This window comes from Streptomyces sp. NPDC111516 (assembly GCF_055635345.1).
The window spans coordinates 1-25768 of sequence record NZ_JBVKBV010000023.1 but is presented as its reverse complement, the minus strand read 5'-3'; the positions used below and the strand labels follow the sequence as shown (position 1 = coordinate 25768).

Below are 25768 nucleotides of genomic sequence, written 5' to 3'. Positions count from 1 at the left end.
ACGACATGAGGAATGAAACCGCACGGCACGACATCACCGTCGTCGGCGGCGGCCTGGCCGGGGTCTGCGCGGCGATCGCCGCAGCCCGGCTCGGCCGGAGCGTCGCGCTGATCAACAACAGGCCGGTGCTCGGCGGCAACGCGAGCAGCGAGGTCCGGGTCTGGGTGTGCGGCGCGACCGGCCACGGCAAGAATCACCATGCCCGTGAGGGCGGCATCATGGGCGAGTTGCTCGTGGAGAACCAGTTCCGCAACCCGGACGGGAACCCCTACTACTGGGACGCCGTGGTCCTGGACGCCGTGCGCGCCGAGCCCGGAATCACGCTCTACCTCAACACCGACGTGCGCGAGGTCGACGCCGAAGGTCCCGACGAGGCCCGGCGGATCACCTCGGTCACCGGCTGGATGATGGGCTCGGAGCGGCGGATACGCTTCGAGAGCTCCCTCTTCCTCGACTGCACGGGAGACGGCCTGATCGGCCACCTGGCGGGCGCCCACCACCGCATCGGCCGGGAAGCCCGTGCCGAGTACGACGAGGCATGGGCTCCGGAGACGGCCGACGACATCACCCTGGGCTCAACCCTCCTCTTCTATACGAAGGATGCCGGTCACCCGGTCAAATACGTACCGCCGAACTTCGCCAAGGACATCACCCAGACCTCCATCCCGCAGCGCCGTATCATCAAGGCGGGCGACAACGGTTGCGCGTACTGGTGGATCGAGTTCGGCGGCGAGCTCGACACCGTCCACGACAACGAACACATCCGCGACGAGCTGTGGTCGATGATCCACGGCATCTGGGACCACATCAAGAACTCCGGCGAGTTCGACGCGGCGAACATGACCCTGGAGTGGGTGGGCTCGGTCCCCGGCAAACGGGAGTACCGGCGCTTCCTCGGCGACTACGTCCTGCACCAGGGCGACATCCTCGGCCAGACCGAGTTCGCCGACCGGGTCGCTTTCGGCGGCTGGTCGATCGACCTGCATCCGCCGCAGGGCATGTTCGCCACCGAGGCAGGCGCCAGACAGCTCTACGCTGACGGCATTTACCACATTCCGTACCGCAGCCTCTACTCGGTGAACACCGCGAACCTGCTCTTCGCCGGGCGCAACATCTCCGCCAGCCATGTCGCCTTCGGCTCGACCCGCGTCATGGCGACCTGCGCCACGATCGGCCAGGCTGCCGGCACGGCGGCGGCACTCTGCGCCACCGGGGATGTCACCCCGCGCGAACTCCCCGTACCCGAGCTGCACAGAGCGCTGCTGCGCCAGGATGCCTCGCTCATCGGCCTCGCCTCGACGGACCCGGAGGACCTGGCCCTGCGGGCGACGGCCACGGCCTCATCCACCTTGAGCGGCTTGGCAGTCGAGGACCCCGACGAGCGATGGCCGCTCGCGGCGGACGCCGGACTCGTCCTCCCCGCGGACCCGGACCTCTCCGGGCTGGAGCTGCTCGTCGACGCCGACCGCGAAACCGAGATCGTCATCGATCTGTACGACCCCGAACTCGGCCAGAACTACATCCCGCGCCGCCTCGTCACCTCCACCACCCTGCCCGTCACCGCCGGTGCCCGGCAGTGGCTCAAGACGGGCGTGGACTGGTCTCCGGAAACCCCGCGCAACGCCTTCCTGGTCGTCCGCGCCAACGACGCCCTCGCCCTGCATCGCTCCGACCGCCCGACCCCCGGCGTCCTGTGCTTCACGCGCGTCCCGCCGCGCCCGTCGGACGAATCGCCGCAGTTGCTGCGCGAGTGGACGGACGCGGGCCTGCTGCGCCGCACATTCTGCTTCCGCACGGAAGAGACCGCGGCCTACTCCCCCGCCAAGGCCATCGACGGCTACGCCCGCCCGTACGCAGGACCGCACATGTGGGTCTCCGCACCACTGGCGGACGTCCCTTCCCCCTGGCTCGAGTTGGCCTGGCCCGAACCGGTCGCCCTGGCACGGATCGAGGTCATCGCCGACGACGACGTCAACGAGGACCTGATCAACTTGCACCACCACCGCACGCCCTTCGACACCCTCCCCACCCTCCTTCGCGACTACCGCGTCGAGGCGCTGGATACTGATGGCACCTGGCGCGTCATCGCCCGCGCGGCGCAGAATCGGCGGCGACGCGAGATGCACACGCCGGCGGAGCCGGTCACCACATCGGCGATCCGGGTCGTCGTCGAAGCCACCAACGGGGCGGCGTCGGCGCACATCGTCGCCGTGCGCGCCTACGAGTAGAAGCACCGACGCAGGAGAGTGACTGGATGGTTGGCAGAGCGATGGTCACCGGGGCCGCCGGGCGGATCGGGCGAGCAGTCCTCGCGCTGCTCGCCGAACGCGGGATCGAGACGAACGCCTTGGTCCTCGATGATCCCGGCGATCTCGCGGCGCGCCTGGTCGTGACCGGTGACGCCGCCGACGCGAAGACCGTGCAGGCGGCTCTGGAGGGCGCCGACGCGGTCATCCACCTGGCGGCGATCCCGACTCCCGCGCGCAACACCGCGCTTGAGGTCTTCGCGGGCAACAGCCTCTCCACCTTCACCGTCCTGGAGGAGGCCGGCAGGGCCGGAATCCGGCATGCGGCGGTGGCGAGCTCATGGGGTGTCACGGGCCTGCCCTGGACGGACGTCGAGGATCCGCATCCGCCGTACGCACCGGTCGATGAGGCGATGGCCTCCCAGGTGGCCGACCCTTACGGTCTCTCCAAACAGGTCGACGAGCTGACAGCGCAGATGATGGCGCGGCGGCACGGGATGAGCGTGGTGTGCCTGCGCTATCCGTACGTGGGCGGATTCGAGGAACGGCTGCACGCGCACGCCGCCCGGCTCACGGCCGACCCGGCCGCGGGGGCACGGGACCTGTGGACGTATCTCGAGGTCCATGACGCGGCGAGGGCCGCGCTGCTGGCCTTGGACGTACCCGGCCGTGCGGCGCACGCGGTACACCTCTGCGCCCCCGAGATCATCGTGCCCTACTCGACGGAGGAGCTGCTGCGCCGCTACCACCCCACCACCGTGCTGCGGCGCCCGCTGCCGGGTCGCGCGGCGCCGGTCGACACCTCGGCCGCGCGCAGGCTGCTCGGGTTCACGGCACGCAATCTTCTCGGTCACGGGGCGGTCACCCCGCAGTGAGATCAGGACGGCCGCCGGACCACCGCAGAACGGAGAGAAACAGGACGGGCGTTGTCGACTTGTCCCGGGCTTGTCCGGCTGAGGACGCGTCGGGATGTGGTGGGGGTCGACTGTGGACCGTGGGCTCAGGCTGCTGTGGGCATGCCGGTGAGCCCCGTGAGTTGGTTCCGGACGCTGAAGGGTTCGTTCATCGTGGTGCGGTAGTCGGGTGCGGTGAGGCGGTGGCGGACGGGACGGAAGTGCGGTGATATCGCGCTGAACGCGGACAGGAACCTCCGCGCTCCACCCGGGGACTGAACTGGACACGGCCGCCGCGCATGTCCGCGGCTTCGGCGAGATACTCAGCGGCCGCCTCGGCGCCACGCTCCCTGACTGCATCGACGCCGTCGGCGCCAGCCAACTACCCCGCCTTACCGGCTTCGCACTCCACCTGCTCCAAGACCTCGACGCCGTGACAGCCGGACTCACCCTGGACTGGAACTCCGACAGCATCGAGGGCGCCGTGAACCGCATCAAGAAGATCAAGAGACAGCTCTACGGTCGAGCCGGATTCGAACTACTCCGCAAAATGATCCTGCTCCAGTAACGCCTCGCGACGATGCCGGTGTGTCGCTGACCGCTGTTTCCTGGGGTCAGAGTTCGGCCGTCCAGACCCCAGTAGGGTGCTCGCTTGGCGGCACCCGCAGCTGAGGCTGTGACTCCGGTGGCTCTGCTGAACCTGCTCTTCACAGTGAAAGCGGTCATCCGCGTCAGGCCACGCAACTTGCAGCATCGAGAAGGGAGGCCGCCGGTAGAACCCGATGGCCCGCCCGAAGAAGGTCCGGTACCAGCGGAGATCCACCTGTCTGAGGGCGACTTGGTAGCTGTCGACCACGCGCCCGCCGCCACGGCTGGGCGTAGGGCGAGTCCGTGCTCCGCGGCCGTCACTGACGGATACCTGTCAAGTCGGGTATCCGCCAGGACAGAACGGTCGACATGCACGTTGCCGCCCCGAAAACTCTTCGCAGCACCCGGAACCACCCATTCACCGGGTGCGCGGAGGAGAGACATCCATGACCAGAGCATCCGCGAGACGGAGGTCCCGGCTGCTGGCAGCCGGGCTGTCGCTCGTACTGCTGCCGGCTGGGCAGGCCGTCGCAGCCGGGGCAATGGGAACGACGTCGGGCACCGACCGTGCCGTGTCGCCGGTGCACGCACCCACCACCGCGAGCACCGTCACCCTGATCACCGGTGACCAGGTGACCGTGACCGACCTCGGCGCGGGCCGGAAGTCGGTCGCCGTGGAGCGTCCCAAGGGCGCGACCGGAGCGGTTCGCAGCGAGATATCCGACGGCCGGATCACCGTCATACCCGACGAGGCCCGGCCCTACCTCCAGGCGGGCGTCCTCGACGCCGAACTCTTCGACGTCACCGCTCTGATCGAGCAGGGGCTCGGTGACCCGTCGTCCGATGGCCTCCCGCTCATCGTGACGTACACGAAGAACGCCCGCAGCGCGACGCCCCACGGAGCCCGCCAGGTCCGTGGGCTGCCGAGTGTGGGCGGTGCGGCCCTGGAGGCGTCGACGTCCGGGGAGTTCTGGCGCACGGTCGCACCGGACGTCACCTCCGGGACGCGCAGCGCGACTTCGGGCCGTGTGCATCTGTCGGGCGGCGTCGAAAGAATCTGGCTGGACGCACGCGTCGACACCGCGATGGAGACCAGCAACGCCCAGATCGGCACCCCCGCGGCCTGGGAGGCCGGGCTGACCGGCAAGGGTGTCAAGGTCGCCGTCCTCGACACGGGCGTGGACCTGACCCACCCCGATCTCAAGGACCGGGTGAGCGAGACCAAGAGCTTCATCGACGGCCAGGAGGTCGCCGACCGGAACGGGCACGGCACGCATGTCTCCTCGACCGTCGGTGGCAGCGGTGCCGCGTCCGACGGCAAGGAGAAGGGCGTCGCGCCCGGCGCCACGCTCGCCGTCGGCAAGGTCCTCAGCGACCAGGGTTCCGGCACCGAGTCGCAGATCATCGCCGGCATGGAGTGGGCGGCCAAGGACGTCCACGCCAAGATCGTCTCCATGAGCCTCGGATCGTCGCAGGGCAGTGACGGCACCGACCCGATGGCCCAGGCGGTGAACACCCTCTCCAAGGAGACGGGCGCCCTGTTCGTGATCGCGGCCGGCAACGCAGGCGCTCCCGGCAGCATCGGCTCCCCCGGCGCAGCCGACTCCGCACTGACGATAGGCGCGGTCGACTCCGCCGACAAGCGTGCGTCTTTCTCCAGCCAGGGCCCGCGCTTCGGCGACAAGGCCCTGAAGCCCGACCTGTCCGCGCCGGGCGTGAACATCCTCGCGGCGCGCTCGCAGCTCGTGAGCGGCAGCGGCCCTTACACATCGAAGAGCGGTACGTCCATGGCCACCCCGCACGTCGCGGGCGTGGCGGCGCTGCTCGCCGAGAAGCACCCCGACTGGAGCGGACAGCAGCTCAAGGACGGGCTGATGAGCACGTCCAAGCAGATCAGCGGCACGTCGTACGAGGTGGGTGCGGGCCGTGTCGACGTCCCGTCCGCCATTGCCGCGCAGATCACCGCGACCGGCAGCGCCGACCTCGGCTTCATCAGCTGGCCCTACGAGGCGAACAAGCCGGTCACGAAGACGCTGACCTACACCAACGCCTCCGACCGGCCGGTCACCCTGGCGTTGACCGCCGAGGGCGCTCCCGCCGGCGTGGTCACCCTCGCCGACTCCACCCTCACCGTGCCCGCGCACGGCACCGCGCAGACCACGGTCACCGGTGACGGCACCGCCGCGCGCGTCGGCGCCACCTCCGGCCGGATCGTCGCCAAGGACGGCGACACGGTGGTGGCGCACACGGCCTTCGGCCTGACCAAGGAGGACGAGCGCTACACCCTCACGGTCCACGTCAAGGACCGCAAGGGCGCGGCGTCCGCCGCCAACCTGACCGTAAAGCAGCTGGCCAAGGGCGTAGACCCCTTCTTTGCCACGGTCGACGACTCCGGCACGCTGCGGCTGCGCCTGCAGCCTGGCACGTACACCCTGTCCAGCTTCCTCGACGTACGCGGCAGCAACGGTAAGGACTCGCTGGGCCTCGGCCTTCTCACCGAGCCCGAGGTCACCATGGACCAGGACCGAGAAGTCACCCTCGACGGGCGGATGCTGCGGGAGATCCGGGCCGAGGTGGACCAGCGGACGCAGACCCGTCAGCTGCTGATGAAGTTGAACCGGGCTGTGAACGGTGCGTCCTTCACGCAGGCCGTGCAGGTCCCGCCGAAGTACGACAGCGTCTTCGCCGCGCCGACCCGCAAGCCCGCCGCGGGCACCTTCGAGTACCGGACCGTCTGGCGGCTCGGCAAGCCGCAACTCGATGTCGAAGCAGGCGGCCGGCGGCTCGGTGAGACGGCCGTCCAGTACGGATCGGACCTGTTCACCGGGCACAAGCGGATGTCCCTGGTGGACGCGGGCGCCGGAAGTTCCGCCGACTACGCCGGCAAGGACGTGACGGGCAACGCGGTGGTCGTGCGCCGCACCGAGGCGATCACGCCCGCCGAGCTGGCCCAGAACGCACAGGATGCGGGCGCCAAGGCCCTGTTCGTCACCGACGAGGTTCCCGGGCGGCTGATGGCCAACTTCAGCGGGGCCGACGGGGCGACACGTCCGCTGTACAGTGCGACGGTGAACGCGGAGGACGGGGCGCGGCTGATCGAGGCCGCTCGGCTCGGCCAGGGCGTGGAACTGACCGCCACCGAGTTCACGCCGTTTGTCTACGACCTCAGCAAGGGATACTCGGGGGCGATCCCCGCCGATCTGATGTACCGGCCGGGCAAGAGCGAATTGGCCGTGGTCAACAACAAGTTCCACGCGCCGAAGTCCGCCGACGGCGGCGAGTTCCGCTACTCGATCAGCGACAGCTTCCCCTACGGCATCGGATTCCAGGAGAAGATCAAGTTCCCCGCGGAGCGCACCGACTACATCAGCGCCGGCCCCGACCAGGGCTGGCACGAGTCCATGTCCAGCGGCCCGGGCGCCCTCGAGGAGCGCAGCGGCATCGTGCACTACCGCGGCGGCGCCCGCTCCGGGATCGACTGGTTCAAGCCGGTCTGGCACCCGTGGCTGGGTACCGGCCTCGGTTGGGGCCAGCAGCGCGCGGGCAACGACCTGGAGTTCAACACGCCGGGCTGGGGCGACTCGGGACCGGACCACACCGGCTTCGGTGATGTGTGGAACGAGAGCTCGATGACTCAGTTCACCGAGGTGTACGTGGACGGGGTGCGGGTCGACCGGAGGACCGGCTCGGGGGCGTACGCCCGAAACGTCAAGCCGACCGAGCAGGACTTCAAGGTGGTCACCGACACCACCCTGGACCCGGAAGTCTGGCGGCTCTCCACGAAGGGCCACTCCGAATGGACCTTCAAGTCGTCCGCCACGCCGGCCGACCGGTATACGTATCTGCCGATGCTCAACCTCGGGTTCGACGTCGACACCGACCTGCAAGGTGATGTGCGGGCCGGAAAGCGGCTGGATCTCGGGATCTTCTCCGAGTACGTCAACGGCGCGCCGGACACCGGGAAGATCACCGGCTCCACGCTGGAGGTCTCCTTCGACGACGGCGCGACGTGGACATCCGTCGAACTCGACGGCGTACGCGGTAAGTCCGCCGCCTGGGCCGGCTCGGTGCGGGTGCCGGACGACGCGCAGTACATCTCCGTGCGGGCCTCGGCCGCCGACGACAAGGGCGGCTCGGTCAAGCAGGAAATCATCCGCGCGGTCGGCGTGCGGAAGTAACCGACCGGGTGGGAGCCGCGCAGTCGGCGGCCCGGCTCCCACCTGCCGCGTGCGCGGTGCAAGGGCCGCACCCGCGTCGCCGGTCTGCGCGGCGTAGGAGTTGTGCCGTACGACGGAGGCGTCGAGGGCGTCGACGAGCGCGGTCAGGGTGAGCTCTCGGTGGGCCGCCTCACGGAAGGCGCCGATGACGGCGAACGCGGCGCCGACCGCGGGCAGTCCGCGCCCAAAGGTCCGGGGATTCCCGGCCAGCCGCCGACCGCCATGTCCGATGCCGATGCGATCGCGACCGCGACCGCGACCGCGACGAACGGTTCGTCACAGCGCTCATCGTCAACATCGACGCTCACAACGAGGTACAAGTCATCAACTGCGGGCACATTCCCCCGCACTCCGGGGCCGCCGTGGCGGTCGTGGGACGAGGCCGAGGGCCTGCCCCGTCGCCGGCGGCCGTCCACCTCAGCGCTGCCGACTGGGTCAGGCCTCGTTCGGCCTGTTCCATCACCTCACGGACGATGTCCCCGGCGGGCCGGATGTCGTGCACGAGGCCGACTCCCTGCCCCATCAGCCAGTTCGTCGCGGCCACCGTGGCCTTGGCTTCCGCCCGCTCCGTGAAGATCTGGAACAGCGGCTTGGAGCCCTTCTTGTCCAGGTTCGCGTAGCCGATCTCGTCCAGACACAGAAGGTCGACCTTGTAGCGGGCGATCACCGACGAGAGGCGCTTGGCGGCCTCCGCCTCGGCAAGCTCGTTCACCAGGGCTTGCGTGGCGGTGTAGCGGACGGTCAGTCGGGCCTCGGCGATCGCGGTGCCAATCCCGATGAGCAGATGAGACTTGCCGGTACCTGAGGCACCGATCACGACCAAGCGGCCCTCGCGGACCCAGGAGGTCGCCTTCAGGTCGGCGACGCCCTCGGCCGGGACATTGGGGTTCTTTTCGAACCGGAAGTCCTCCAGCCGCTTGGGCCTTGGGAACTTTGCCGAGCGAATGAGCCACTGCTGGCGGCGAACGTCGCGGTCGGCGCGTTCGACCTGCAGCAGGTCCAGGAGGAACTGCTTGTAGGTCGTCTGCTCGCGCCGGGCGGCAACGGCCGGCTCAACGAACCTTTCACGGCCGGCGGGAAGCCTCAGGTCCCGGCAGGCTTCGTCGATCGCCGCGTCCTCCGGGTCACCGGGCAGCGGCATCCTTGCGGCGGGACCTGACCGTCCGCCATGGTCTCGGCGTCGTCCGCGGTCTTGCTGCGGCTCATGCGGGCGTGCCCTTCTTCCGTTTCGCGTTCGTGCTGGTCACCGGCGCAAACCTCTTCGCATCCGGCGGCATGCAGATCACTGACAACGCAACCGGCACAACGCTGCTGCCGGGCTGCTGCAACGAGCTGAACGAGGGGCGTGACTGGCTTGAGGTCGTCGACGGCAACGGCTGGGCCTCCTTCGGCCACGACCCCTCTCCGTTTGCTGAGCGTCACGGCGAAGTTGTCCGATTGACCGTGGGTCGGCCGACCTGTCTGGCCGCGTCCGGGCAGAACCAACGGCCGTTCCTCACCCGCTGGCTGCTCGCCACGGCCGTCCTGTTCCTGGCCAGCGGCGCCGGCTACGCGCTGCGCCGGTGGTGGGCACGGCACCGGTAACCAGCCGCCCGCCTGGCACGCACGGTCCATGGCACGTCCGCCAGCGCTGCCACGTCACGGATCGCCCGGCCTCTGGTGCTTACTTCCAACGTAGATAAATAAGGTGTCCGCCGACGCCTTGATCCGCCCCGGAAGGAGGAATAGCATCCGGCGCAATCGATCTTGGAAGGGGTCGGAGTGCCGAACATAAAACGCGTGAAGCCGGCGCTGATCGCAGGGCTGATACCGATAGTGGTGCTCGGCGTCGCCGCGCAGCCGGCGATGGGGCAGGTGCCCGTGCCACCGCCGATCAAGACCTACGAGGGAGATCCCGGCCGGCTCGGCGACGCGGCGAGCTGGCGTACCCCTGAGTTCAACCGGGACGCCGGCCTGGTGTCGATGGGAGCCGAATTCGCCTACGCCTCCGGCTACTCCGGCACCGGGATGAACATCGGCGTCGTCGACTCGGGCGTCTTCGCCGGGCACGTCCGGGAGCACGGGAGCCTGGACACGAACTACGCGGTCGGGGACCGCTACTTCTCAGTGGAGGCCCAGGGCGGCCAGACGGGCCCCACGCCGGGGTTCTACGACCCGGCGCTCAACGACAGCCACGGCACCCACGTCAGCGGGACCATCGGTGCGAGCCGCGACGGCGTCGGCGAGACGCAACCGGCCGGGCCGGATGCCAACATGCACGGCGTCGCGTTCAACAGCAACGTGTACATGGGCAACACCGGCAAGAAGGACGGCGTGCTCTACGGTCTCCTGCCGGCGAACGCGACCGCCGCGCAGACGCCGGACGACGCCTACATCGGCAATGTCTACCGGGCCGTGAACTCCGCCAAGACGGCGAACGGCGAGCCCATCAAGATCATCACCAGCAGTTGGGGTAGCCAGCCCAACACGGAAAACTACAACACGTATGACACGCCGCCCGGCAGCCCGGCGGGCTTCGGTCTGAACACGGCATGGCGCCTCTGGTCCACTCCGGACGGCGTCGTCGACGCGAACGGCAGCGCCGCCCACTGGCTGAACGGTGCCATCGAGGCCGCACGTACCGGCACGGTCATCCAGTTCACCGCCGGTAACAGCGGCTACGTGAACCCGTCGCCGCGAGGCGCCGCGCCGTACTTCATGCCCGAACTGGAGGGCAGCTGGTACACGACGTCGGGGATCAACCCCACCCAGGGGCGCACGTTCAACTCTGACGGCTCCGTTCGGGTCCCCGGCCAGCAGACGTTCAACCAGTGCGGTGTCGCGAAGTGGTCCTGCGTGACGGCGCCGGCCAACAGCATCAACAGCACGACCGTGTCGGTCGTCGACGGCGTGCCCGAGCCCCGTTACGGCAGTTCGTCAGGGACGTCGATGGCCGGCCCGCACTCGGCGGCCGCACTGTCGTTGATCATGCAGCGCTTCCCGTACATGACCAACGAGCAGGCGCTCTACACGATGTTCACCACCGGCCGGCAGAACAACACGATCAGTGACGCGGCGGGCGACGCCGTGCTGAACCCCACCGGCGGCCGGATCGTGCAGGTGCCGGACAGCCGCAACGGCTGGGGCACGGTCAGCCTGCGGGAGGCCATGAACGGTCCGGGCCAGTTCCTGGGGCCGTTCGTCGTCGACACGCAGGGGCGCGACGACGTGTGGTCGAACGACATCTCGGACGTCGCGATCCGGGCCCGCCAGCAGGAGGACGCCGCCGAGGCGGCCGCCTGGGCGGCGACCAAGGCCACCAAGGGCTGGACCAAGGGCCTGCCGGCCGGCGCGAGCGACGCTGACAAGTCGGACTACGCCATCGGGGTTCGCCGTGAACAAGCCCGCGAGGCCCGCGCCTACGAGGGCAGCCTCACGAAGCGTGGCGCCGGCACCCTGTTCCTCACCGGCAGCGAGACCTGGCACGGGACGAGCACCGTCCTCGACGGCAAACTCTCGGTCGTCGGCTCGCACGCGAGCGCCATCGACGTGCGCGGCGGAACGCTCGGCGGCAGCGGCACCGTGGGCGGCAGCATTGACGTCGGCGGCGGCGTGCTGCGGCCGGGTCTCACGGCCGACGAGGCCGCGCAGATCACCGGCGCTTCCGGCGCCGCGGGCAATGTCCTGAACATCGGCGGGAACGCGACCATCGGCAAGCAGGGTCGCGTTGCCGTCACGATCTCCGGCGACCGGGACTACACGAGCATCCGGGCGGCGGGGAACCTGGTGCTGGACGGTGAGCTGGACCTGGATGTGCGGGGCAAGCTGACCCCGGGCACCGTGTTCACGATCATGAGCGGTAGCTCGATCAAGGGCGCCTTCCACGCGCTGCCGGAGAACCGGGCCCTGAACGTGGGCGGTTACCTGTTCCGGGTGTCCTACAAGAACAACAGCATGACGCTGACCGTCATGGACGCGGTGCCGAACAACGGACAGTAAGCCGTGACCCGTTGACTCAACTCGGCTCAGGACTCCGAGGAGAGTCCGCTTCGCCCGTTTTGATCACGGCGGACCGGGAGGGGAAAACTCAAACGAGCACGGCACATGTGGATCACGGAGGTGTCTAAGCTTCAAGATCCGCAAGGTTGCCGTGCTCGTCTCTTCATCAGACTCTCTTCGTGGATACCCCGGCCTTCAGGCCGGGGAGGAAACGAACCCCTGCGGAGCAGGGCAGGGAAAGCCGGTTCGCCGTCAGGGCGGACCGGCGTCTTGCCTTCAACTACCCCCAAGCCCATGCAAACTGACGGCTAAAACGTGAGCTGTGGCCGCTCACGTGAAGCGGGCAGACCATCAAGCATGACCGCACGCCGCTCCGTATACGGTCGGCCACGCATGTCCCGGCCCGGCAATGCGAGCAAGTCCCACACGATGAACAGCGCCGGATGCATCTCCGCCAGCCGCCGAGCCCGCTCCAGCGTTGATGCCGCCCGGGACTGGGCGGCCTCGAACTCGATCCGCTCGCCCACCACGACCCCGGTGTTGGGCGGTGGTCCCCGGCGGGGACCACCGCCCAACCGCAGGATGGGCTCAGTCGCAGGCGAACCGGTTGTAGGGGACCTGGTAGGTGGCGTCGAGCTCGTGATCGTTCGTGCCGTTGGGGCTCTTGGCCTTCGCGTGCGCGGTCACCGTCGCGCTGCCGGTCTCGGTGGTCGGCTCGCCGGTGCGGAAGACCGCCGAGACCTTGCCGTCCGGGGGGACGTTCTTGAAGGTCTGCTCGCCGTAGGACGTCTTTACCGTGAGGTCGGCCTGGTCTGCCGACCGGTTCCGGGCGGACACCTGGACCTGCGTCTGATCCTTGACGCAGAGGGTCGCCGCGCTCGATGTGACGGGTATGGAGCCCGGCGTCGTCGGGTCCTTGGGGAGCACCGTGACGGTGAACTTCTTGGGCGGTGCCACGTTGCCGGCGGCGTCGACGGAGCGGTACTCGATCTGGTGGGTGCCGTATCCGGGCAGCCGCTTGGCGAACGGTGAGGTGGACAGGCCTCCGGTGCCGAGGTTGCCGTAGATCAGATCATCCACGTTCGTTCCGGTGGGAGTGAACAGGAACGGCTTGGAACCGTCCGTAGGCCAGCCGAAGTAGTGGTACCATCCGTCGCCGTCGACTCGGAATTCCGAGGTCAGTGCCCCTGGTTGGTCGTCATGTGCCGTGAGGGCGAGGCTGAAGGAGTCCTTGACGGTGTAGTGCGGAGAGCCGTCGCTGTTCTTCGAGACACTGACCGGGTCCGACACAAGGTAACTGGTGGTTGCCGCCGTGTTGTCGACTGTCCACTGTTCGGTTGCCGCAGGCGACGTGGGCTTGCGTGAATCGCTTAGGCTGACGTCGACGTGGTGGGTGCCCTTGCCGAGTCGGAGGCCGCCGAGGTCGAGGCTCGTCGAGTGCCCCACGACATGGCCGTCCAGCCGCCACACCACGTTCAGAGCGTGGTCGCGCGGGTGACTCGGGTCGACCCACAGGACGTCAGTCGCCCCGACGGGCCGCTCGGCGGGCGTCGCCAGGGAAATCTTGGGAGCATCGTTGTCGGCGAACGGTGCGGAGGGTGTCCCGACCGTCCACTCGCGCGTGGCCGTCATCTTGCTGCTGTCCCGAAGGGCGGGATCGCGGACGAAGTCCGTGCCGTCGACGACTTTCACACCGATCGTGTCGCCCGCGCGTGCGTGGAGGTCCCGCACATTGACGCTGCGGGCGTTGGCGGCGGTGCGGACCACTTTGCCGTTGACGCTCCAGGTGGCGTCGAGCTCGTGATAGACCGGGTGAACGGTGTCGATCCACAACTCGTCGTTAGGGCCTACGGGTTCATCGGTGGGCGTCGAGTCCTCGATGAGGTTGACGGCGCCCGACAGGCCCGCCGTCATCTGTTCACGACTCACCTGGTCCATGTAGTAGCCGAGCGTCTTCATCATCGAATGCCGGCTCGGCCGCCAGACGCCCTCGGTGTAGTACATGCCGCCTTCGTACCGGCCGATGGTGCCGCCCGATTCGCTCTTCTCCCCCAGCCAGCGCCACCACTTGGCCTTCTGATCGCGCATCTGCTGCTCGGTCAGCAGGGTGTGATGGACGGACTTGGGTTCACCGCCGCTGTAAGTTCCGCTGGTCTCACCCCGGGAGTAGTAGTCGTACTCGTCCTGGAGACCGCCGAAGGAGTGGCCGAGCTCGTGCGGGGCGATCAGTGCCGACATGGCGTTGCCGCCGGTCGCTGTGGCGTACGAGCCGCCCGCGCCGCCGTAGGTGTCGCTGTTGGCCAGCGCGAGGATCTGATCCGCCTTGGGCGCCAGGGCCGCGTACTTCTTGGCTGCGTTGTTGTCCATCACGAGCAGCCGCTGGATGCCGTTCGTGGAGCAGCCGCTCCAGAGCTTCATCCCCAAAGGGGTGTTGCGCATCGGGGAATCCAACTGAGGGTCGCAGCTGATCCCCGACTCCTGGGAGGGAGTCTCGACGGCGTAGACGTTGATGTAATTCCGGTAGCTCTTGTAAGGCTCAAGACCCCAGAGGACGTTAAGTTGTTGGTCGACCTGGTCGCGGAATTCGGGCATCTCGGACGCGGTGTAGCCGTCACCGAGCACCACCAGGTTCCAACGATTCGACGGGTCGCCGGTCACCTGGATCGGAACGACCGTCGCGTCGTCGGCCGCGGCGCTCACCGGAGCGCCGGCCGCCTGTCTTTCGGCACCCGTCGCGGCGGGCGCGGCGGCCATCGCGCCGAACGCTACAGCCACCGCAACAAGTGGAACCAATATACGTTTCACAAGGAAGCTCCTCGACCTGTGTCCTGATCCGATGGGCCTTCATACGACTGCTTGCCATGAGGAAGTGTCAATCCTCTGACTGCACAGAGATCTTGGTGGTGCGCACGGACTTCTGACACATGACCGAGGAGGAGGCGGTGCGACCCGTGGCTGTGCTGTCGTAGAGGACAGTCGGGAGCGCGACCAGGTGTGAACGACCAGGTACACACGGTTGCGCCGTTCACGGCCGAGGTGGTGAGAACCGCCACACCGCCTCAGGGCAGACAACAGCCCATGAGGCGACACCTCCGGGGACCGAAGGGCTTGGGCAGCTGCAGGAGACATTCCTGCCGAAGCGCATCGGCACAGTGCGGATACGGCCCCGGGGAACAATTGAACAGCGATTGGCGCTAAGGGATTGATCTTGCTGGCTACTCGGTCTCCGTGGGGTGGAGGACCTGGTCCTGGAGACGCTGCCGGAGGTCGGCTTCCTCCGGCGTGAGCGGATCGCCCGGCCGTCGGATGCGGACTCGGCGAGGGCGGGGGATGTCGTCGGCGTTCTGGAAATCGGCGAAGTCGGCGGGCGCCTGGACGACGGCCTCGGGGTACGCCTCCTTCTTCTCGTGCTCGGCGAGCGCGCGATAGACGCTCGCGACACTGGGGGCCTGACCCTTGCGTTTGCCGGTGGGGTGATCAGGTCGGGCTGGGTCTGCTCGACCGACTCGCCGTTCGCGCGGCGCCGGAGCACGGTGTGCAGCATGTCGTCGGTGATGACGGGTGGCCGGCCGCCGTGCTTGCCCTTGCGGGCCGCCGCGTCGAGTCCTTCGAGGGTCGACTCCCGGATGTTCTCCCGCTCGGTCTCCGCCATCGCGGCGAAGAACGCGAACAGCAGGCGGCCCGGACCGCTGGGGTCGTACATCCCGGGCAGCGGTCCGGCGAGCATCTCCAGGACCAGGCCGTGGGCGGTGAGGTGGTCGGCGAGTGCGGTGAGTTCGGCGGCGTCGCGGCCGAGGCGCTTCATCTCGTAGACGGTGAAAATGACGCGGCAGTGCGGGGCGTGGGCCTTGATCTGGCGGGCGAGCGCGAGCGCGGCCTCGAACTGGGGGCGGACGCGGACGCGGGTGCTGATCTTCTCGGAGAACACCTTGTCGCGCGGGATGCCGTGCTTGGCCAGGGCGTCGAGCTGCGACAACCGACCAGTCCAGGTGGCCGTGGCCGCTGCGGTGCAGCAGGCCGCCTCAGCCGTCAGGTCGTCGCTCACTGGAAAAAATCACCTGCCTGGCCTTTCCCGGCGGGCACTGACACGCGAATACCGGCACGCGCCAAGGTCGCCCGGCCGGGGTCCGGGCCACCTTGGACCGATGAGATCAGGCGGGCTGCGGGGCGGGCGTCGCCGGAGCGGCCGCGATCTTGCGGGTCTCGCGCATCATCAGCAGGCCGTTGACCACCATCAGCGTCGCGGTCAGGCCGTGGACGCCGAGCGCGGTGGCCACTGAGCCGTGGTGGGCCAGCACTGTGGTCATGTCGCCGTACGCGGCGAGGGCCTCCACCAGCAGCACCCAGCCCAGCGCCCGGCGGTGGCCCGTCACCAGCAGGATGCCCAGGACCAGAGCCAAGACGACGTCGCGGATTCCCTTGATGATCAGGAAGCCGCCGCCGTCGCCGGACGGCCAGCTCGGCAGGCCGAAGCCCGGCGCCGTCGTCTCCGGGTTCAGGATGAACTCCACCCCGAACCAGAGGACGAAGAGGATGAAGGCGGCGACCAGGACGGTGTTGATCTTCTTCAGCGACATTGTTCTTCTCCTTGCGAGTCTTCGTGAGCTTGGTAGAGCCCGGTGAGTCGTATGGGGCCTGGTCAGGCGGCGCGGACGCGGCTGATGTGGCGGGCGTAGCGAGGGCGGCCGATGATGTGCCGGATGTCGCGGATCGGCGCGGGGAGGGCGGACAGGAGCGTGGCGCGCTCGGCCGGGTTCGCGTCCTCCAGGACGAGGCCGAAGAGGGTGAGCAGGGTGAGCTTGGGCGTGTTGGCCACCAGGTGGTCGCCCAGGGACGCCCATTTGGCTACGCGTGGTGGGGTGCTCGGTGGCCTTGGCGACCCGGCACGGTGCATGGATGCGTGACTGCCCGGGGGAGGGCAGGGCTTCTCCGGCTGCCCTCCCCCGGCTACAGCTGCCGTGTCATGCGTCGATCTGCTCGAAGATGTGCGGGTACGACACGATGTCGTCGGGGAACTCGGCCGCCATGCGCTGGAACTCCGGGCTGCCGAACGCCGTGGCGAGCGCCTCGGTCGACTCCCAGACCGCGAAGTTCATCAGAAGCTGACTGTCCGCCGTTCCCTTGTGCATCTGCAGGGAGACGAATCCCGGCTGAGCCTTCATGAACTCGGCCTGCCTCCGAAAGAGGGCCAGGAACGATTCAGTCCTCTCCTTCGGAACGACGAAGGTGTTGGCCAGGACGATGGGCCCGGTCTTCTCCTTGAACTGCGCGAACATCGGCGTGTGCGGGTCGAGACTCTGCAGCTTGGCCATTTTCGGCACTTCCTCTATCGGTCAGTGGGTGTCGCTGGGGCCCGCGTCCCGCGGATACCAGCAGGGTTCGAGGGTGTTGGTGTCCGGGTCCTGGATGCAGATGGAGGTGGCGGTGCCGCACTTCGGGCGCACGGCCGAGCGGTTGCGGCTGGCGACCGGGCGGATGAGCCCGTGGGCTCAGGTGAGGGCGGTGGCCAGCAGGGCGAAGGCGGCGATGATGACGGCGACGCGGACGTAGTGGAGGCGGTCCCAGCGGTTCAGCTGCTGCTTCCAGTCGGCGGGCCGGTTGTCAGGGGTCCACGTCTTGCTCCGGTTGTTGATCGGAACGAGCAGCAGGAGCGACATGACCACGCTGAGGATCAGCAGCGCGCCGGCGGTGACGACGAGGCCGGTGCCGTGGTGGTGCCATCCGGCGATGGCCCAGACCGCGGTGAGAACGAGCGAGGTGATGTACCAGACCGGCATCACGGCGCCGAGCATCCGGCCCCCGTGGGCGTGGCCGAGTTGGCCGCTGTCCTCCGGGAGGGCGTTGAGGATCGGGTTGATGACGAAGGCGACGCAGAACTCCACCCCCACCATCACGCCGACGACCACGATGGTGACGACCTCGAGTGCGTTGAGCATGATGACCCTCCGGACATCTAGTGCTGCTAGCTGATGAGGCAACGCTAGTACTGCTGCCGCTCTCCTGTCTAGCGGTGCTAGGATCGGACTATGTCGGTACAGGAACGCAAGGAACGTGAACGGGCGGAGCGCGAGCGCCTCATCGTGGCGACAGCCCGCGAACTCGCCGAGCAGCAGGGCTGGGACGCGGTCACCACCCGCCGGCTCGCCGAGCGCATCGAATACAGCCAGCCCGTCCTCTACAGCCACTTCCGTGGCAAACGCGAGATCATCGGCGCCGTCGCCCTCCAGGGCGCCACCGAAATGGCCGCGGCGGTGCGGGCCGCGACCGCCGCCGCGGACGGCCCGCGCGCCCGGGTGTACGCCCTCGCCTGCGCCTACCTCGACTTCGCCGTACGCAACCCGGCGGTCTACGACGCCATCTTCCAGCTCGACGGCGGCCTCGCGTACGCACAGGAGGAAACCCCGGAACCTCTCAAGGACGCTTTCGCCGCGCTGCTGGAGTGCCTCGGCGAGGTCGCCGGGGACGGCGTCGCCCCGGGGCTGTTCACCGAGGTGTTCTGGGCGTCCCTGCACGGGGTGGCGACCCTGACCCGGTCGGGACGGCTGCCGCCGGAGGACACCGAGCCGAGGGTGGAGCTGCTGGTGGACCGGCTCGCCATGGTCTGACACACCATCCCGGCAGTTTCACGCAGCCGGGGCCCTCGGGCCCCGCCGCTGCCTGCCTGCGGCCCACACGGCGCAGCCGCGGATCGCCGGGCCCCGTACCCCAGACGGGCACCCGCCCCGGAAGCTGCGATGCTCATTGATCACGACCCGATACGCGCCCTAACGCCGCGTCATTCGCCGGTGCCCTCGTCGTCCTCGTCGAGGTGGACGGTCGCCGGGTCACGCAGTGGGCGCAGGCCCTCGCGTGGCGGGCGGGCGGGCGGCGAAGCTGTAGCGGCCCAGGCACTTGAGGTTGGCGTGCTTCAGCGGGGAGACCCGGGCCACGTCCTCGTCCAGGACGTCATGCTCCCGCTCCTCGGGCGGCAGGGCCCGCAGGTGGTCGACGGCGGCGTCGAGGTAGCGGGTTGTCCAGAGCACGGCGGCATTGAGGACCAGGCCGAGCGCGCCGAGCTGGTCTTCTTGTCCCGTCCGGTATGCCTGCCTGATCTGGCCGCGCTTGCCGTGGCAGATGTCGCGGGCGAGCTTGTGACGGGACTCCTGGACGGTGAGCCGCCGGTTCATCTGCCGCCGGTAGGTGTCGTCGACCGGGTCGACGACCCGCAGGAAGCTGCCCTGGGCACAGGTGCAGGTCAAGAAGATCCCGAACCTCTTCCTCTTCCTCTTCCTCGTCGGCCAAGTCCGATACGGCGGCCTGCGCCAGGACGCCTGACCACCAGCCCGACGCACGCAAGCCCTGCCCTTGCCGAATACTCATCCATCCTAGTGGGAGCCGTGTGCGGGGTCTGGGGCATCCCGGCTGCGGCTGATGGCACCGAGGCCCTCACGCGGTCAGCGCGCCGAGCACCCTGAACGCTTCCACGTGCCCTTCCATGAACGCTTCCTGGGCCTGCGATGCGAACACGCGGTGGACAGCCTTGCCCGAGTGCGACAGCCGCAGCGTGAACAGGTGGCACTTCACCGCCGTCCCCGCCAGACGAACCCAGACCTCGGCGAAGTCGACCTCCGCTTCCTCACCCGGCAGATGAACCTGGGGCACCATGCCCTCCATGTGCTGCCGACCGCGGCGGGCCTCGGCCTCGATCTGCGGCCGACGAACGATGAGGTAGTCGCAGATCGTCGAGTACGACGCGCTCTCGAATCCGTACTCGGTCGCCAATCGCTGCTGGACACGGCGAGCAGTGTGCTTCTGCTTCCGCGGAGCGGTCTGGTCCTCCCAGAGCATGGTGTCGATCCACCGATTCGCCGGATCGAGCACCGTCACCCGCCGCTTGGGGGTCTTCCTCGGAGGAGGCACGGCCGACTGAAATGCCTGGCGCACAGTCCGCCGGTGCGTCCCGTACTTCTCAGCCAGCGCACGCTGAGACTGTCCTTAGACAACGAAGTTAGTCGGTAGGTGGTGCGCTGATCTGCGACGACTATGTTGAATGACAGAGCCTCGAACGGATCTGCGGCCTGGGCCTTCTCTTTCGGATCCCTCTCACGGGTCTGCGATAGGTTGCCCGCCATGACTGCACTTGGACCCGTCGCCTGGCCACCTGCCCCGATCAAGACCGAGCGGCTCGTACTCCGCGAGTCCGAAGCCCGCGACCGTGAGGCGGTCATCGAGCTGAACGCCTCACCAGAGGTGGGCACTTACCTCGGTGGTCCTCGACCGCGTGCCGAGCTCGAACGCACGGTGCCCGAGGTGCCCGGGCGGCGCCCCGGCTTTTTCGTGATCGATCTCGACGGGGTGATGATCGGCACGATCATGCTCGATCCGCACGCAGAGCGTCCGGGGCACGTCCGTCCGGACGTCGGAAAGACCGAGCTCGGCTACCTGTTCCTGCCGCAGGCGTGGGGATTCGGGTACGCCGCCGAGGCGTGCGCAGCGGCACTTGACTGGTTCGCCGACGCGCGTCCCGGCAAGCCGGTGGTGCTGCGCACCCAGACCGCCAACGAGCGCTCGATGCGCCTCGCGGCAAAGTTGGGGTTCACCGAGGTGGAGCGGTACGAGGACTACGGCGCCGAGCAATGGTTCGGCGTGTGGTCCTCGGTCACGCCGTCCGGTTGAGGCTTGGACTGGGTGGCTTCGTTTCCAGGGCGGACTCCCCGGTCCTGTTGGCGCTTGAGGTGGTAGCGGATAGATGCGTAGGAGACCGAGTAGTCGTGGTCGTCCATGAGCTTGGTCCAGACGCCCCTGACGTTGAGGTTGTCGGTGCTCATGCTGTCGATGAGACCGATGAGCCTGCCTCTGAGCGGGTCCCTTCCCCGGGAGACTTCCCTTTCGGCTGGGCGTGAGGTGTCCAGCGCGAGACGGATTGTCCAGGGCGGGACTTTGTAGTGCTCGGCCAGTGAGCGGACCGTCATGCCCCTGCGGGCATCGTTGGCGATGAGGACTGGCAGGTCGAGGCGGTCGCGGAAGGGATGTCTGCTGGGGTAGCGAGGGTTCGGCTTGGAGCGTCCGCGTGGTGAGCTGGCGTCTGCAAGTGCCCGTTCCAGGGCTGCGGGAGACCGGCCCGAGACGATGGCGAGGCTTTCGAGACGGGGCTTTCCGAACCACTGAGGCGGACCTCAGAGGAAGCAGTGCAGGTAGCTGGGCTTGAGGTGGTTCGCGCGGGCCAGCCGGCGGATGTAGGAGTCGGTTGACTCTCCGAGTCGTGGCGCGACCTGGATGGGAAGCCGGGCCAGACTCCGGGGGAACGCTGTGGTCACCGATGTGCCGCCTTCTTCAGCGGAGTCCTGGGGGTTTCTGCCGTGTGGTCCAGGGGGATCGCGTCGAGCCCTTCCTTGGTCACGCGTTCGGTGCCGTTGAGGATGGCGTCGATCGCGGCCCCCCGGATGGCGTGGGAAAGCGCGCCGATCATGCCGTCGGTCCGGTTGTGGAGATAGCGGTCCAGTTTGACCAGCGTGCCTGCTGGATGATCGTGCAGGAGCAAGGTCTCCTCCATGGTCGCGACCAGCCCCTTCCACTCGTCGCCATAAGGAAATGGGCGGGTGGGGACCAGCGTGAAGCGGCCCGCGATCTGTGCGCCCCGAGTGCCCGCCAGAAGCTCGCTGTTCTCGATGTCGATGCCCGCGTAGACAAACGTCGCGGGGATGCGCTCGGAGAAGTACTTCAAGGTGTCGGACACTTCGGCGCCTGCCCGGGTGACCTGCGAGATGTTGTGGATCTCATCTACCAGTACCAAGCCGGTGCGGGTGTCGGTGCAGACGCCGACCACGGCTTCGATGATGTCCGTCATGTTCGACCGGTGCCGGACCGGCAGGCCGAGAAACCGGGCGAATTCCGCCGCGACCATGCGGGCGGTCGCTGCGGGCGGGACGGTGACGTAAAGCACCGGGATGCGGTCGGGAACGTTCGGATGACGGGCCCGGTCGAGGAGTTCGTGCGCGCGTCCGAGCTGTGTGATGGCGCTGGTCTTGCCCGTTCCGGGGCGCCCGGAGACCATCAGGCCGCGGCGAGCGCTGATCGCATGGCGGTTGAGCAGAACCAGACGACGGCCGCAGACCACGGTCTTTTCGACGAACGAGGTAGCAACCACAAGCAACCGGGCGTGATGGTCCAGCCGGTCTTCGTCGTAAAGGTCCCGTTCGACCGGCGTCCGGAGTCGCAGATCGCGGGGCGACAAAAGCACTGGGGGTGCGGGCGGTCCCTCGATGAACTTCCGCCAACCGTCCAGTGTGGTCAGCTGCCGGTTGGCCTCGGCATCGACCTTGTGCAGCGCGGGGTGTCGGGTCGCTGGTTCGGCCAGGGTCACGTGCGTCTCCAGGGATTGGCGAGCGGATCGAACAGGCCCAGCGGGATGGCCTTCGCCACTTCGGTGCCGGTCGCGTCGCCGGACACGGGTTCGGCGACGCGTGGCTCAGGGGGTGGCCGGTCGGTGGTGGTGGCGCGGGTGCGGGCAGCGATCCGCCGGTCGCGCCGTGAGCGTTTCGCCGGGCGGTCCGTTTCCGTGGCAGGGCCGTCGTGGGCCCGCCGCAGCAGGGCAGCGGCGGCGTCGGCGATCTGTTTTTCGGTCCCACCTGGAACTTGTTCGCGAGCGTGGTCCCAGGCCATTTCGCCGAACGGGACGCCAACGCGGTGAAGGTGTTTCCAGAACACTGTGATCCACCGGGCCGGTTCGCTGCGACGGTCGCGTACCCAGATGCGGGAGACGTCGTAGGGGTCGTAGTGGATCTCCCACAACCCTTTCTTCTCCACCACCCCGGAGTGCTGACGGCGCAACGGGGTCAGCTCGCTGTCGTCGTAGGTGCGGTGGTTGATCCGGATGCCGTAGGAGTTGATCGCCTGCCAGCGTTCGGGCAGCAACTCGATGTAGTCCTCGCCGCTGAACCGGGCCGGCACATAGCCGCACGACTCCAGCAGCATCGCGTACTTCTCGTTCGGCGTGAACGCGCGCTTCGGTGAGTCAGGGTCCCGCAGTGCATCATACGGACGGTTCTGCCAGATGACGATCCACTCGTCCAGCAGGCCCTGCAACTCGGGCAGGGACCACAGCGGCCCGTTCTCCAGGCCCCGGCCCCGGCGGTCCACCGACCGGCCGGTGTAGCCCGCGACGAACTGCGCGAACAGCGTCGCCACCGAACCCAGCGTTTTCTCGATCGCACCCTTCTCGAAAGGCGACGCCTTGTGAGTCGGCTGAAGGCTGATGCCAAGGTAACGGCACGAGGCGCGGAAGTTGTTCGAGATAAAGACCTTGCCGTGGTCGCAAACGATCGTGTCCGGCACGATCACGGGCCTCGCAGCCGCGTGTTCCAACCGCTCATCCAAAGCCAGCAGCCGCCGGTGTGGCATCACCGATCTCGACATCCGAAGGGCGTCCGACCAGCCAGGACGCATCGTCTCAGGGGTGATGCTCCGGGCCAGAAGAGCAGAGGCGTCGGCAGCCTTCGTCGACGGCCGCAGCACCGCAGCGGCCAGCGACCTGGTCGCCAAGTCGATCATGGCCGTCAACTCGACCTTCTGGGCAATGCCCTCATCCAGCCGTACCAGGACATCCAACGGCGTGGAGTCGATCTGCATCCACTCGCCCGGCGCGCAGGCCGGCACCTCACCGAACGGCCCGGCCGGACGCGCGTTCACCGAACGGCGCGTGGTCGCCGAGCCCGTCGCATGAGTTCCAGTGGCCAGCCTCTCGAACAGCCGGTAGAGCGTGCGCTGCGAGGGAAGCTCGATGCCCTGCGCGTTCTCGCGGGAGGCCAGGATCTGCGTCGCCCGCCAGACCACGAAGCCGATCGTCTTCGACGACGCCTCGGCCGTCTCATCGATTGCCTCTCTCATCGCCTCGACCACCGCCGGGGCCACCCGGCCGAACGACGGCATCTGCTTGGCCGACCGGCCGTCGGCCAGTCCGACCAGCCCGTCGCGTTGGTAGCTGACGCCGCTGCTTGATCCCGCTGGCCGTCATCGCATGCCCGGCCGCCGTCAGCTCAGCGGCCTTGGCCCGCTCCCGCTGAGCCAGAGAGTTCCGTCTTGGGTCGAACTCCGGGCGTGGCACCGTCCCCGCAGGAGCATCCGGACGTAAACCGTCCAGGACCTCCAGAAAGTGCCCCTCCCACCAGCGGGCCTGTTCGGCAGCGGTCGCGGGAAACTCCGCGATCCGGGCCGTAGGAGGCACCCGCCACCCTTTCCCCACCCCCGTCACCGGACACCTCCATCCGCCAGACGCACGATCGTGGACGGCCCCAGCAACTCGACCGCCAGTCCCTCGGCGGATATCTCCTGGAGCCACAGGAGGTGGAACAACACGGGGAGCGTCTCAAGCCGCTCGCCGGCCGCATCCGCGCCGACCAGCAATGGGGCCGGGGTCGCGAAGACCTCCAGGAGCTGGTCCACGACCAGTCCGCGTCGGCACCGGGGATGCCGGTAGCGCGACAGCCACCGGACATTCGCCAGCAACACCGCCTCTGGCACCCCGACCCGCTCGAACCCCCACCCCGCCTGGTCGCAGGCCAGGCGGGTGACGTCGAACGCCTCCGCGTCCTTCGGTTCGATCCGTTCATCGGCCCGGACGTCGACGACCACCGCCGAGCCGTCCGTGCGGCGTACGAAGTAGTCGGGAGCATGCCGACGCTCCCGCTCGCCGTCGTGCCAGTGCAGCCAGAACGGCTGCGAGGCGACCCCTGCTACCCCGGGATCGAAGTCCAACAGGATCAACCGGTCCCGCTCCAGCCACGATTCGAAACCGACGTGCCGCCCGGTCGTCGCGGTCCAGTACCAACCGGAGAAGTGACGCTCACCACGCGACCAGCGAAACGGCCGGACCGCGGCCGCGTCCTCGAACCGGGCCGTCGCACAGTCCAGTAGCGGACGGCGTTGTCGCTTGCGTACGGCATCTACGTACGACAGCTCGACATACGGCTCTGAAAGATCCACCCCGACCGGTACAGCCACCCAGCACCCCCCAGTACGACCCCTCGTACGACTAGGTTCGCTGGCAAGAAAGCCGAAACGACTGGGTTCGCTGTCAAACGCCTCGATTGGATGACAGCGGTCATGAGACATCAAGGGATCAAGACGCCTGTCCCTGCGGGATATTTGCGAACAGTTCGACCCGCGACGAACCCACCCGGCCTCCCGACATGACCATGCATCCGAACGACACGGCCTCCGACATGACCGTGAACAACGGACCACACCCGGTTGTCGCGAGGCGGACGGCCCAGAGCATTCACTCCAACGTGGGCACGTCGGCGAGCGAACAGTCCGGATAGTCCAACGACCCTCGCCACGTCAGCAGAAGTGAGGGGCTAGGAACAATACCGGTGACTTTGGTGGTGCTGGCTCGTTGAGTTGGTGTGCCAAGGCCCGGACAGTTGAAGGAAGTTCAGGGCGACCGGTTTTCGGATCGCATCGCCCTCGGAGTGCTCACGCGTGCGTTTCCGCCGGAGCTGGTGGATGAGGTGGTGGCGGAGTGCGGACGCACTGAGGAACGTCGACGCCTGCTTCCCGCACGGGTGGTGATGTATTTCGTGCTGGCGATGTGCCTGTTCTCGGGGCAGGGATATGAGGAAGTCGGACGGCTTCTCACGCAGGGCCTGGAACGGGAACGTCGCTGGTCGAAGACGTGGCGGGTACCCACCAGCGGGGCGATCGGACGGGCTCGGCTCCGTCTGGGGGCGGAACCGATGAAGGCGTTGTTCGCCCGGGTCTGCCGGCCCGTGGCGGTCCCGGCGACGCCGGGAGCCTGGTTTCGGGGTCTGCGGTTGGTGTCGGTGGACGGGACGACCTTTGACCTTCCCGATACGGAGGCGAACGCCGC

21 protein-coding genes and 4 pseudogenes are annotated in these 25768 nt (G+C 68.2%); 10 read left to right on the top strand and 15 right to left on the bottom strand.

Annotation, left to right across the window (positions count from 1 at the left end):
- Window positions 1-5 precede the first annotated feature (5 nt).
- The 3 genes from ACZ7L9_RS30755 (at window position 6) to ACZ7L9_RS30745 (ending at window position 3707) form a co-directional block, all read left to right on the top strand.
- Window positions 6-2228 carry an FAD-dependent oxidoreductase gene (locus tag ACZ7L9_RS30755; RefSeq protein ID WP_471420318.1) on the top strand — a complete coding sequence of 741 codons (2223 nt, stop codon included), beginning with the start codon at window positions 6-8 and terminating at the stop codon, window positions 2226-2228.
- Between the two features lie 26 nt (window positions 2229-2254).
- Window positions 2255-3121, top strand: coding sequence for an NAD-dependent epimerase/dehydratase family protein (locus ACZ7L9_RS30750; RefSeq protein ID WP_471420317.1), 867 nt, complete (start codon window positions 2255-2257; stop codon window positions 3119-3121).
- Between the two features lie 451 nt (window positions 3122-3572).
- Window positions 3573-3707 (top strand): hypothetical protein, encoded by a 135-nt coding sequence (locus ACZ7L9_RS30745; protein ID WP_471420315.1) that lies wholly within the window; start codon window positions 3573-3575, stop codon window positions 3705-3707.
- Here the strand turns inward: ACZ7L9_RS30745 and ACZ7L9_RS30740 are convergent.
- Window positions 3678-3962 (bottom strand): DUF4262 domain-containing protein, encoded by a 285-nt coding sequence (locus ACZ7L9_RS30740; RefSeq protein WP_471420450.1) that lies wholly within the window; start codon window positions 3960-3962, stop codon window positions 3678-3680. The genes ACZ7L9_RS30745 and ACZ7L9_RS30740 overlap by 30 nt on opposite strands.
- A 211-nt stretch (window positions 3963-4173) precedes the next feature.
- Between ACZ7L9_RS30740 and ACZ7L9_RS30735 the strand changes: the two genes are divergently transcribed.
- Window positions 4174-7905 carry a S8 family serine peptidase gene (locus tag ACZ7L9_RS30735; RefSeq protein WP_471420313.1) on the top strand — a complete coding sequence of 1244 codons (3732 nt, stop codon included), beginning with the start codon at window positions 4174-4176 and terminating at the stop codon, window positions 7903-7905.
- A gap of 75 nt (window positions 7906-7980) precedes the next feature.
- Here the strand turns inward: ACZ7L9_RS30735 and ACZ7L9_RS30730 are convergent.
- Window positions 7981-8130 (bottom strand): annotated as a pseudogene (locus tag ACZ7L9_RS30730) (serine/threonine-protein phosphatase); the annotation flags it as partial.
- Window positions 8131-8207: 77 nt separating this feature from the next.
- Between ACZ7L9_RS30730 and ACZ7L9_RS30725 the strand changes: the two are divergent.
- A pseudogene (locus ACZ7L9_RS30725) lies at window positions 8208-8294 on the top strand (PP2C family protein-serine/threonine phosphatase); the annotation flags it as partial.
- A gap of 164 nt (window positions 8295-8458) precedes the next feature.
- On the opposite strand, the pseudogene ACZ7L9_RS30720 reads toward ACZ7L9_RS30725, so the two are convergent.
- Window positions 8459-9085: pseudogene (locus ACZ7L9_RS30720) on the bottom strand (ATP-binding protein); the annotation flags it as partial.
- Window positions 9086-9087: 2 nt separating this feature from the next.
- Here ACZ7L9_RS30720 and ACZ7L9_RS30715 point away from each other — a divergent pair.
- Together ACZ7L9_RS30715 and ACZ7L9_RS30710 are read left to right on the top strand one after the other, a co-directional pair.
- Window positions 9088-9528, top strand: coding sequence for a hypothetical protein (locus ACZ7L9_RS30715; RefSeq protein WP_471420311.1), 441 nt, complete (start codon window positions 9088-9090; stop codon window positions 9526-9528).
- A gap of 195 nt (window positions 9529-9723) precedes the next feature.
- Complete coding sequence (locus tag ACZ7L9_RS30710) at window positions 9724-11922, top strand: S8 family peptidase (RefSeq protein ID WP_471420309.1); 2199 nt, start codon at window positions 9724-9726, stop codon at window positions 11920-11922.
- Window positions 11923-12510: 588 nt separating this feature from the next.
- Here the strand turns inward: ACZ7L9_RS30710 and ACZ7L9_RS30705 are convergent.
- The 6 genes from ACZ7L9_RS30705 to ACZ7L9_RS30680 all read right to left on the bottom strand — a co-directional run bounded on the left by ACZ7L9_RS30705 (window position 12511) and on the right by ACZ7L9_RS30680 (window position 17858).
- A complete protein-coding gene (locus ACZ7L9_RS30705; RefSeq protein ID WP_471420308.1) occupies window positions 12511-14697 on the bottom strand; it encodes a M64 family metallopeptidase in 2187 nt (728 codons plus the stop codon).
- Between the two features lie 250 nt (window positions 14698-14947).
- Window positions 14948-15967, bottom strand: a complete 1020-nt coding sequence (locus ACZ7L9_RS30700) for a recombinase family protein (protein ID WP_471420306.1) — start codon at window positions 15965-15967, stop codon at window positions 14948-14950.
- Between the two features lie 106 nt (window positions 15968-16073).
- On the bottom strand, window positions 16074-16499 hold the full coding sequence (locus tag ACZ7L9_RS30695; RefSeq protein ID WP_471420303.1) for a DUF4267 domain-containing protein: 426 nt from the start codon (window positions 16497-16499) through the stop codon (window positions 16074-16076).
- A 62-nt stretch (window positions 16500-16561) separates the two neighbouring features.
- A complete protein-coding gene (locus ACZ7L9_RS30690; RefSeq protein ID WP_471420301.1) occupies window positions 16562-16738 on the bottom strand; it encodes a hypothetical protein in 177 nt (58 codons plus the stop codon).
- A gap of 145 nt (window positions 16739-16883) precedes the next feature.
- Window positions 16884-17234 carry an antibiotic biosynthesis monooxygenase family protein gene (locus ACZ7L9_RS30685; protein WP_471420300.1) on the bottom strand — a complete coding sequence of 117 codons (351 nt, stop codon included), beginning with the start codon at window positions 17232-17234 and terminating at the stop codon, window positions 16884-16886.
- Window positions 17235-17411: 177 nt separating this feature from the next.
- Window positions 17412-17858 (bottom strand): anthrone oxygenase family protein, encoded by a 447-nt coding sequence (locus tag ACZ7L9_RS30680; protein WP_471420298.1) that lies wholly within the window; start codon window positions 17856-17858, stop codon window positions 17412-17414.
- 90 nt (window positions 17859-17948) lie between these two features.
- Here ACZ7L9_RS30680 and ACZ7L9_RS30675 point away from each other — a divergent pair, with 90 nt between their 5' ends.
- The gene (locus ACZ7L9_RS30675; RefSeq protein WP_471420296.1) at window positions 17949-18527 is read left to right on the top strand and encodes a TetR/AcrR family transcriptional regulator; all 579 of its coding nucleotides are present in this window, start codon (window positions 17949-17951) and stop codon (window positions 18525-18527) included.
- A gap of 170 nt (window positions 18528-18697) precedes the next feature.
- Here the strand turns inward: ACZ7L9_RS30675 and ACZ7L9_RS30670 are convergent.
- A pseudogene (locus ACZ7L9_RS30670) lies at window positions 18698-19130 on the bottom strand (Tn3 family transposase); the annotation flags it as partial.
- Window positions 19131-19347: 217 nt separating this feature from the next.
- A complete protein-coding gene (locus ACZ7L9_RS30665; RefSeq protein ID WP_471420294.1) occupies window positions 19348-19749 on the bottom strand; it encodes a hypothetical protein in 402 nt (133 codons plus the stop codon).
- Between the two features lie 282 nt (window positions 19750-20031).
- Between ACZ7L9_RS30665 and ACZ7L9_RS30660 the strand changes: the two genes are divergently transcribed.
- A complete protein-coding gene (locus tag ACZ7L9_RS30660; protein ID WP_471420292.1) occupies window positions 20032-20577 on the top strand; it encodes a GNAT family N-acetyltransferase in 546 nt (181 codons plus the stop codon).
- A 500-nt stretch (window positions 20578-21077) separates the two neighbouring features.
- On the opposite strand, the gene ACZ7L9_RS30655 is transcribed toward ACZ7L9_RS30660, so the two are convergent.
- From ACZ7L9_RS30655 to ACZ7L9_RS30640, 4 genes are all read right to left on the bottom strand, one after another.
- Window positions 21078-21218 carry a hypothetical protein gene (locus ACZ7L9_RS30655; RefSeq protein ID WP_471420290.1) on the bottom strand — a complete coding sequence of 47 codons (141 nt, stop codon included), beginning with the start codon at window positions 21216-21218 and terminating at the stop codon, window positions 21078-21080.
- Window positions 21215-22264, bottom strand: coding sequence for an ATP-binding protein (locus ACZ7L9_RS30650; RefSeq protein ID WP_471420288.1), 1050 nt, complete (start codon window positions 22262-22264; stop codon window positions 21215-21217). Before ACZ7L9_RS30650 ends, ACZ7L9_RS30655 begins: the two co-directional genes overlap by 4 nt.
- Entirely contained in the window at window positions 22261-23829 is a 1569-nt protein-coding gene (locus ACZ7L9_RS30645; protein WP_471420286.1) for a Mu transposase C-terminal domain-containing protein, read from the bottom strand. Before ACZ7L9_RS30645 ends, ACZ7L9_RS30650 begins: the two co-directional genes overlap by 4 nt.
- Window positions 23830-24147: 318 nt before the next feature.
- Window positions 24148-24882, bottom strand: coding sequence for a TnsA-like heteromeric transposase endonuclease subunit (locus tag ACZ7L9_RS30640; RefSeq protein WP_471420285.1), 735 nt, complete (start codon window positions 24880-24882; stop codon window positions 24148-24150).
- Between the two features lie 440 nt (window positions 24883-25322).
- Here ACZ7L9_RS30640 and ACZ7L9_RS30635 point away from each other — a divergent pair.
- The coding region (locus ACZ7L9_RS30635) for a transposase domain-containing protein (protein ID WP_471420283.1) at window positions 25323-25768 on the top strand (446 nt) is incomplete at its 3' end.

Coding starts and splice junctions, on each gene's coding strand:
- ACZ7L9_RS30675 (WP_471420296.1), top strand. CDS start 17,949: ATGTCGGTACAGGAACGCAAGGAACGTGAACGGGCGGAGCGCGAGCGC.
- ACZ7L9_RS30660 (WP_471420292.1), top strand. CDS start 20,032: ATGACTGCACTTGGACCCGTCGCCTGGCCACCTGCCCCGATCAAGACC.
- ACZ7L9_RS30665 (WP_471420294.1), bottom strand. CDS start 19,749: ATGCTCTGGGAGGACCAGACCGCTCCGCGGAAGCAGAAGCACACTGCT.
- ACZ7L9_RS30750 (WP_471420317.1), top strand. CDS start 2,255: ATGGTTGGCAGAGCGATGGTCACCGGGGCCGCCGGGCGGATCGGGCGA.
- ACZ7L9_RS30685 (WP_471420300.1), bottom strand. CDS start 17,234: ATGGCCAAGCTGCAGAGTCTCGACCCGCACACGCCGATGTTCGCGCAG.
- ACZ7L9_RS30755 (WP_471420318.1), top strand. CDS start 6: ATGAGGAATGAAACCGCACGGCACGACATCACCGTCGTCGGCGGCGGC.
- ACZ7L9_RS30680 (WP_471420298.1), bottom strand. CDS start 17,858: ATGCTCAACGCACTCGAGGTCGTCACCATCGTGGTCGTCGGCGTGATG.
- ACZ7L9_RS30695 (WP_471420303.1), bottom strand. CDS start 16,499: ATGTCGCTGAAGAAGATCAACACCGTCCTGGTCGCCGCCTTCATCCTC.
- ACZ7L9_RS30645 (WP_471420286.1), bottom strand. CDS start 23,829: ATGCCGTCGTTCGGCCGGGTGGCCCCGGCGGTGGTCGAGGCGATGAGA.
- ACZ7L9_RS30735 (WP_471420313.1), top strand. CDS start 4,174: ATGACCAGAGCATCCGCGAGACGGAGGTCCCGGCTGCTGGCAGCCGGG.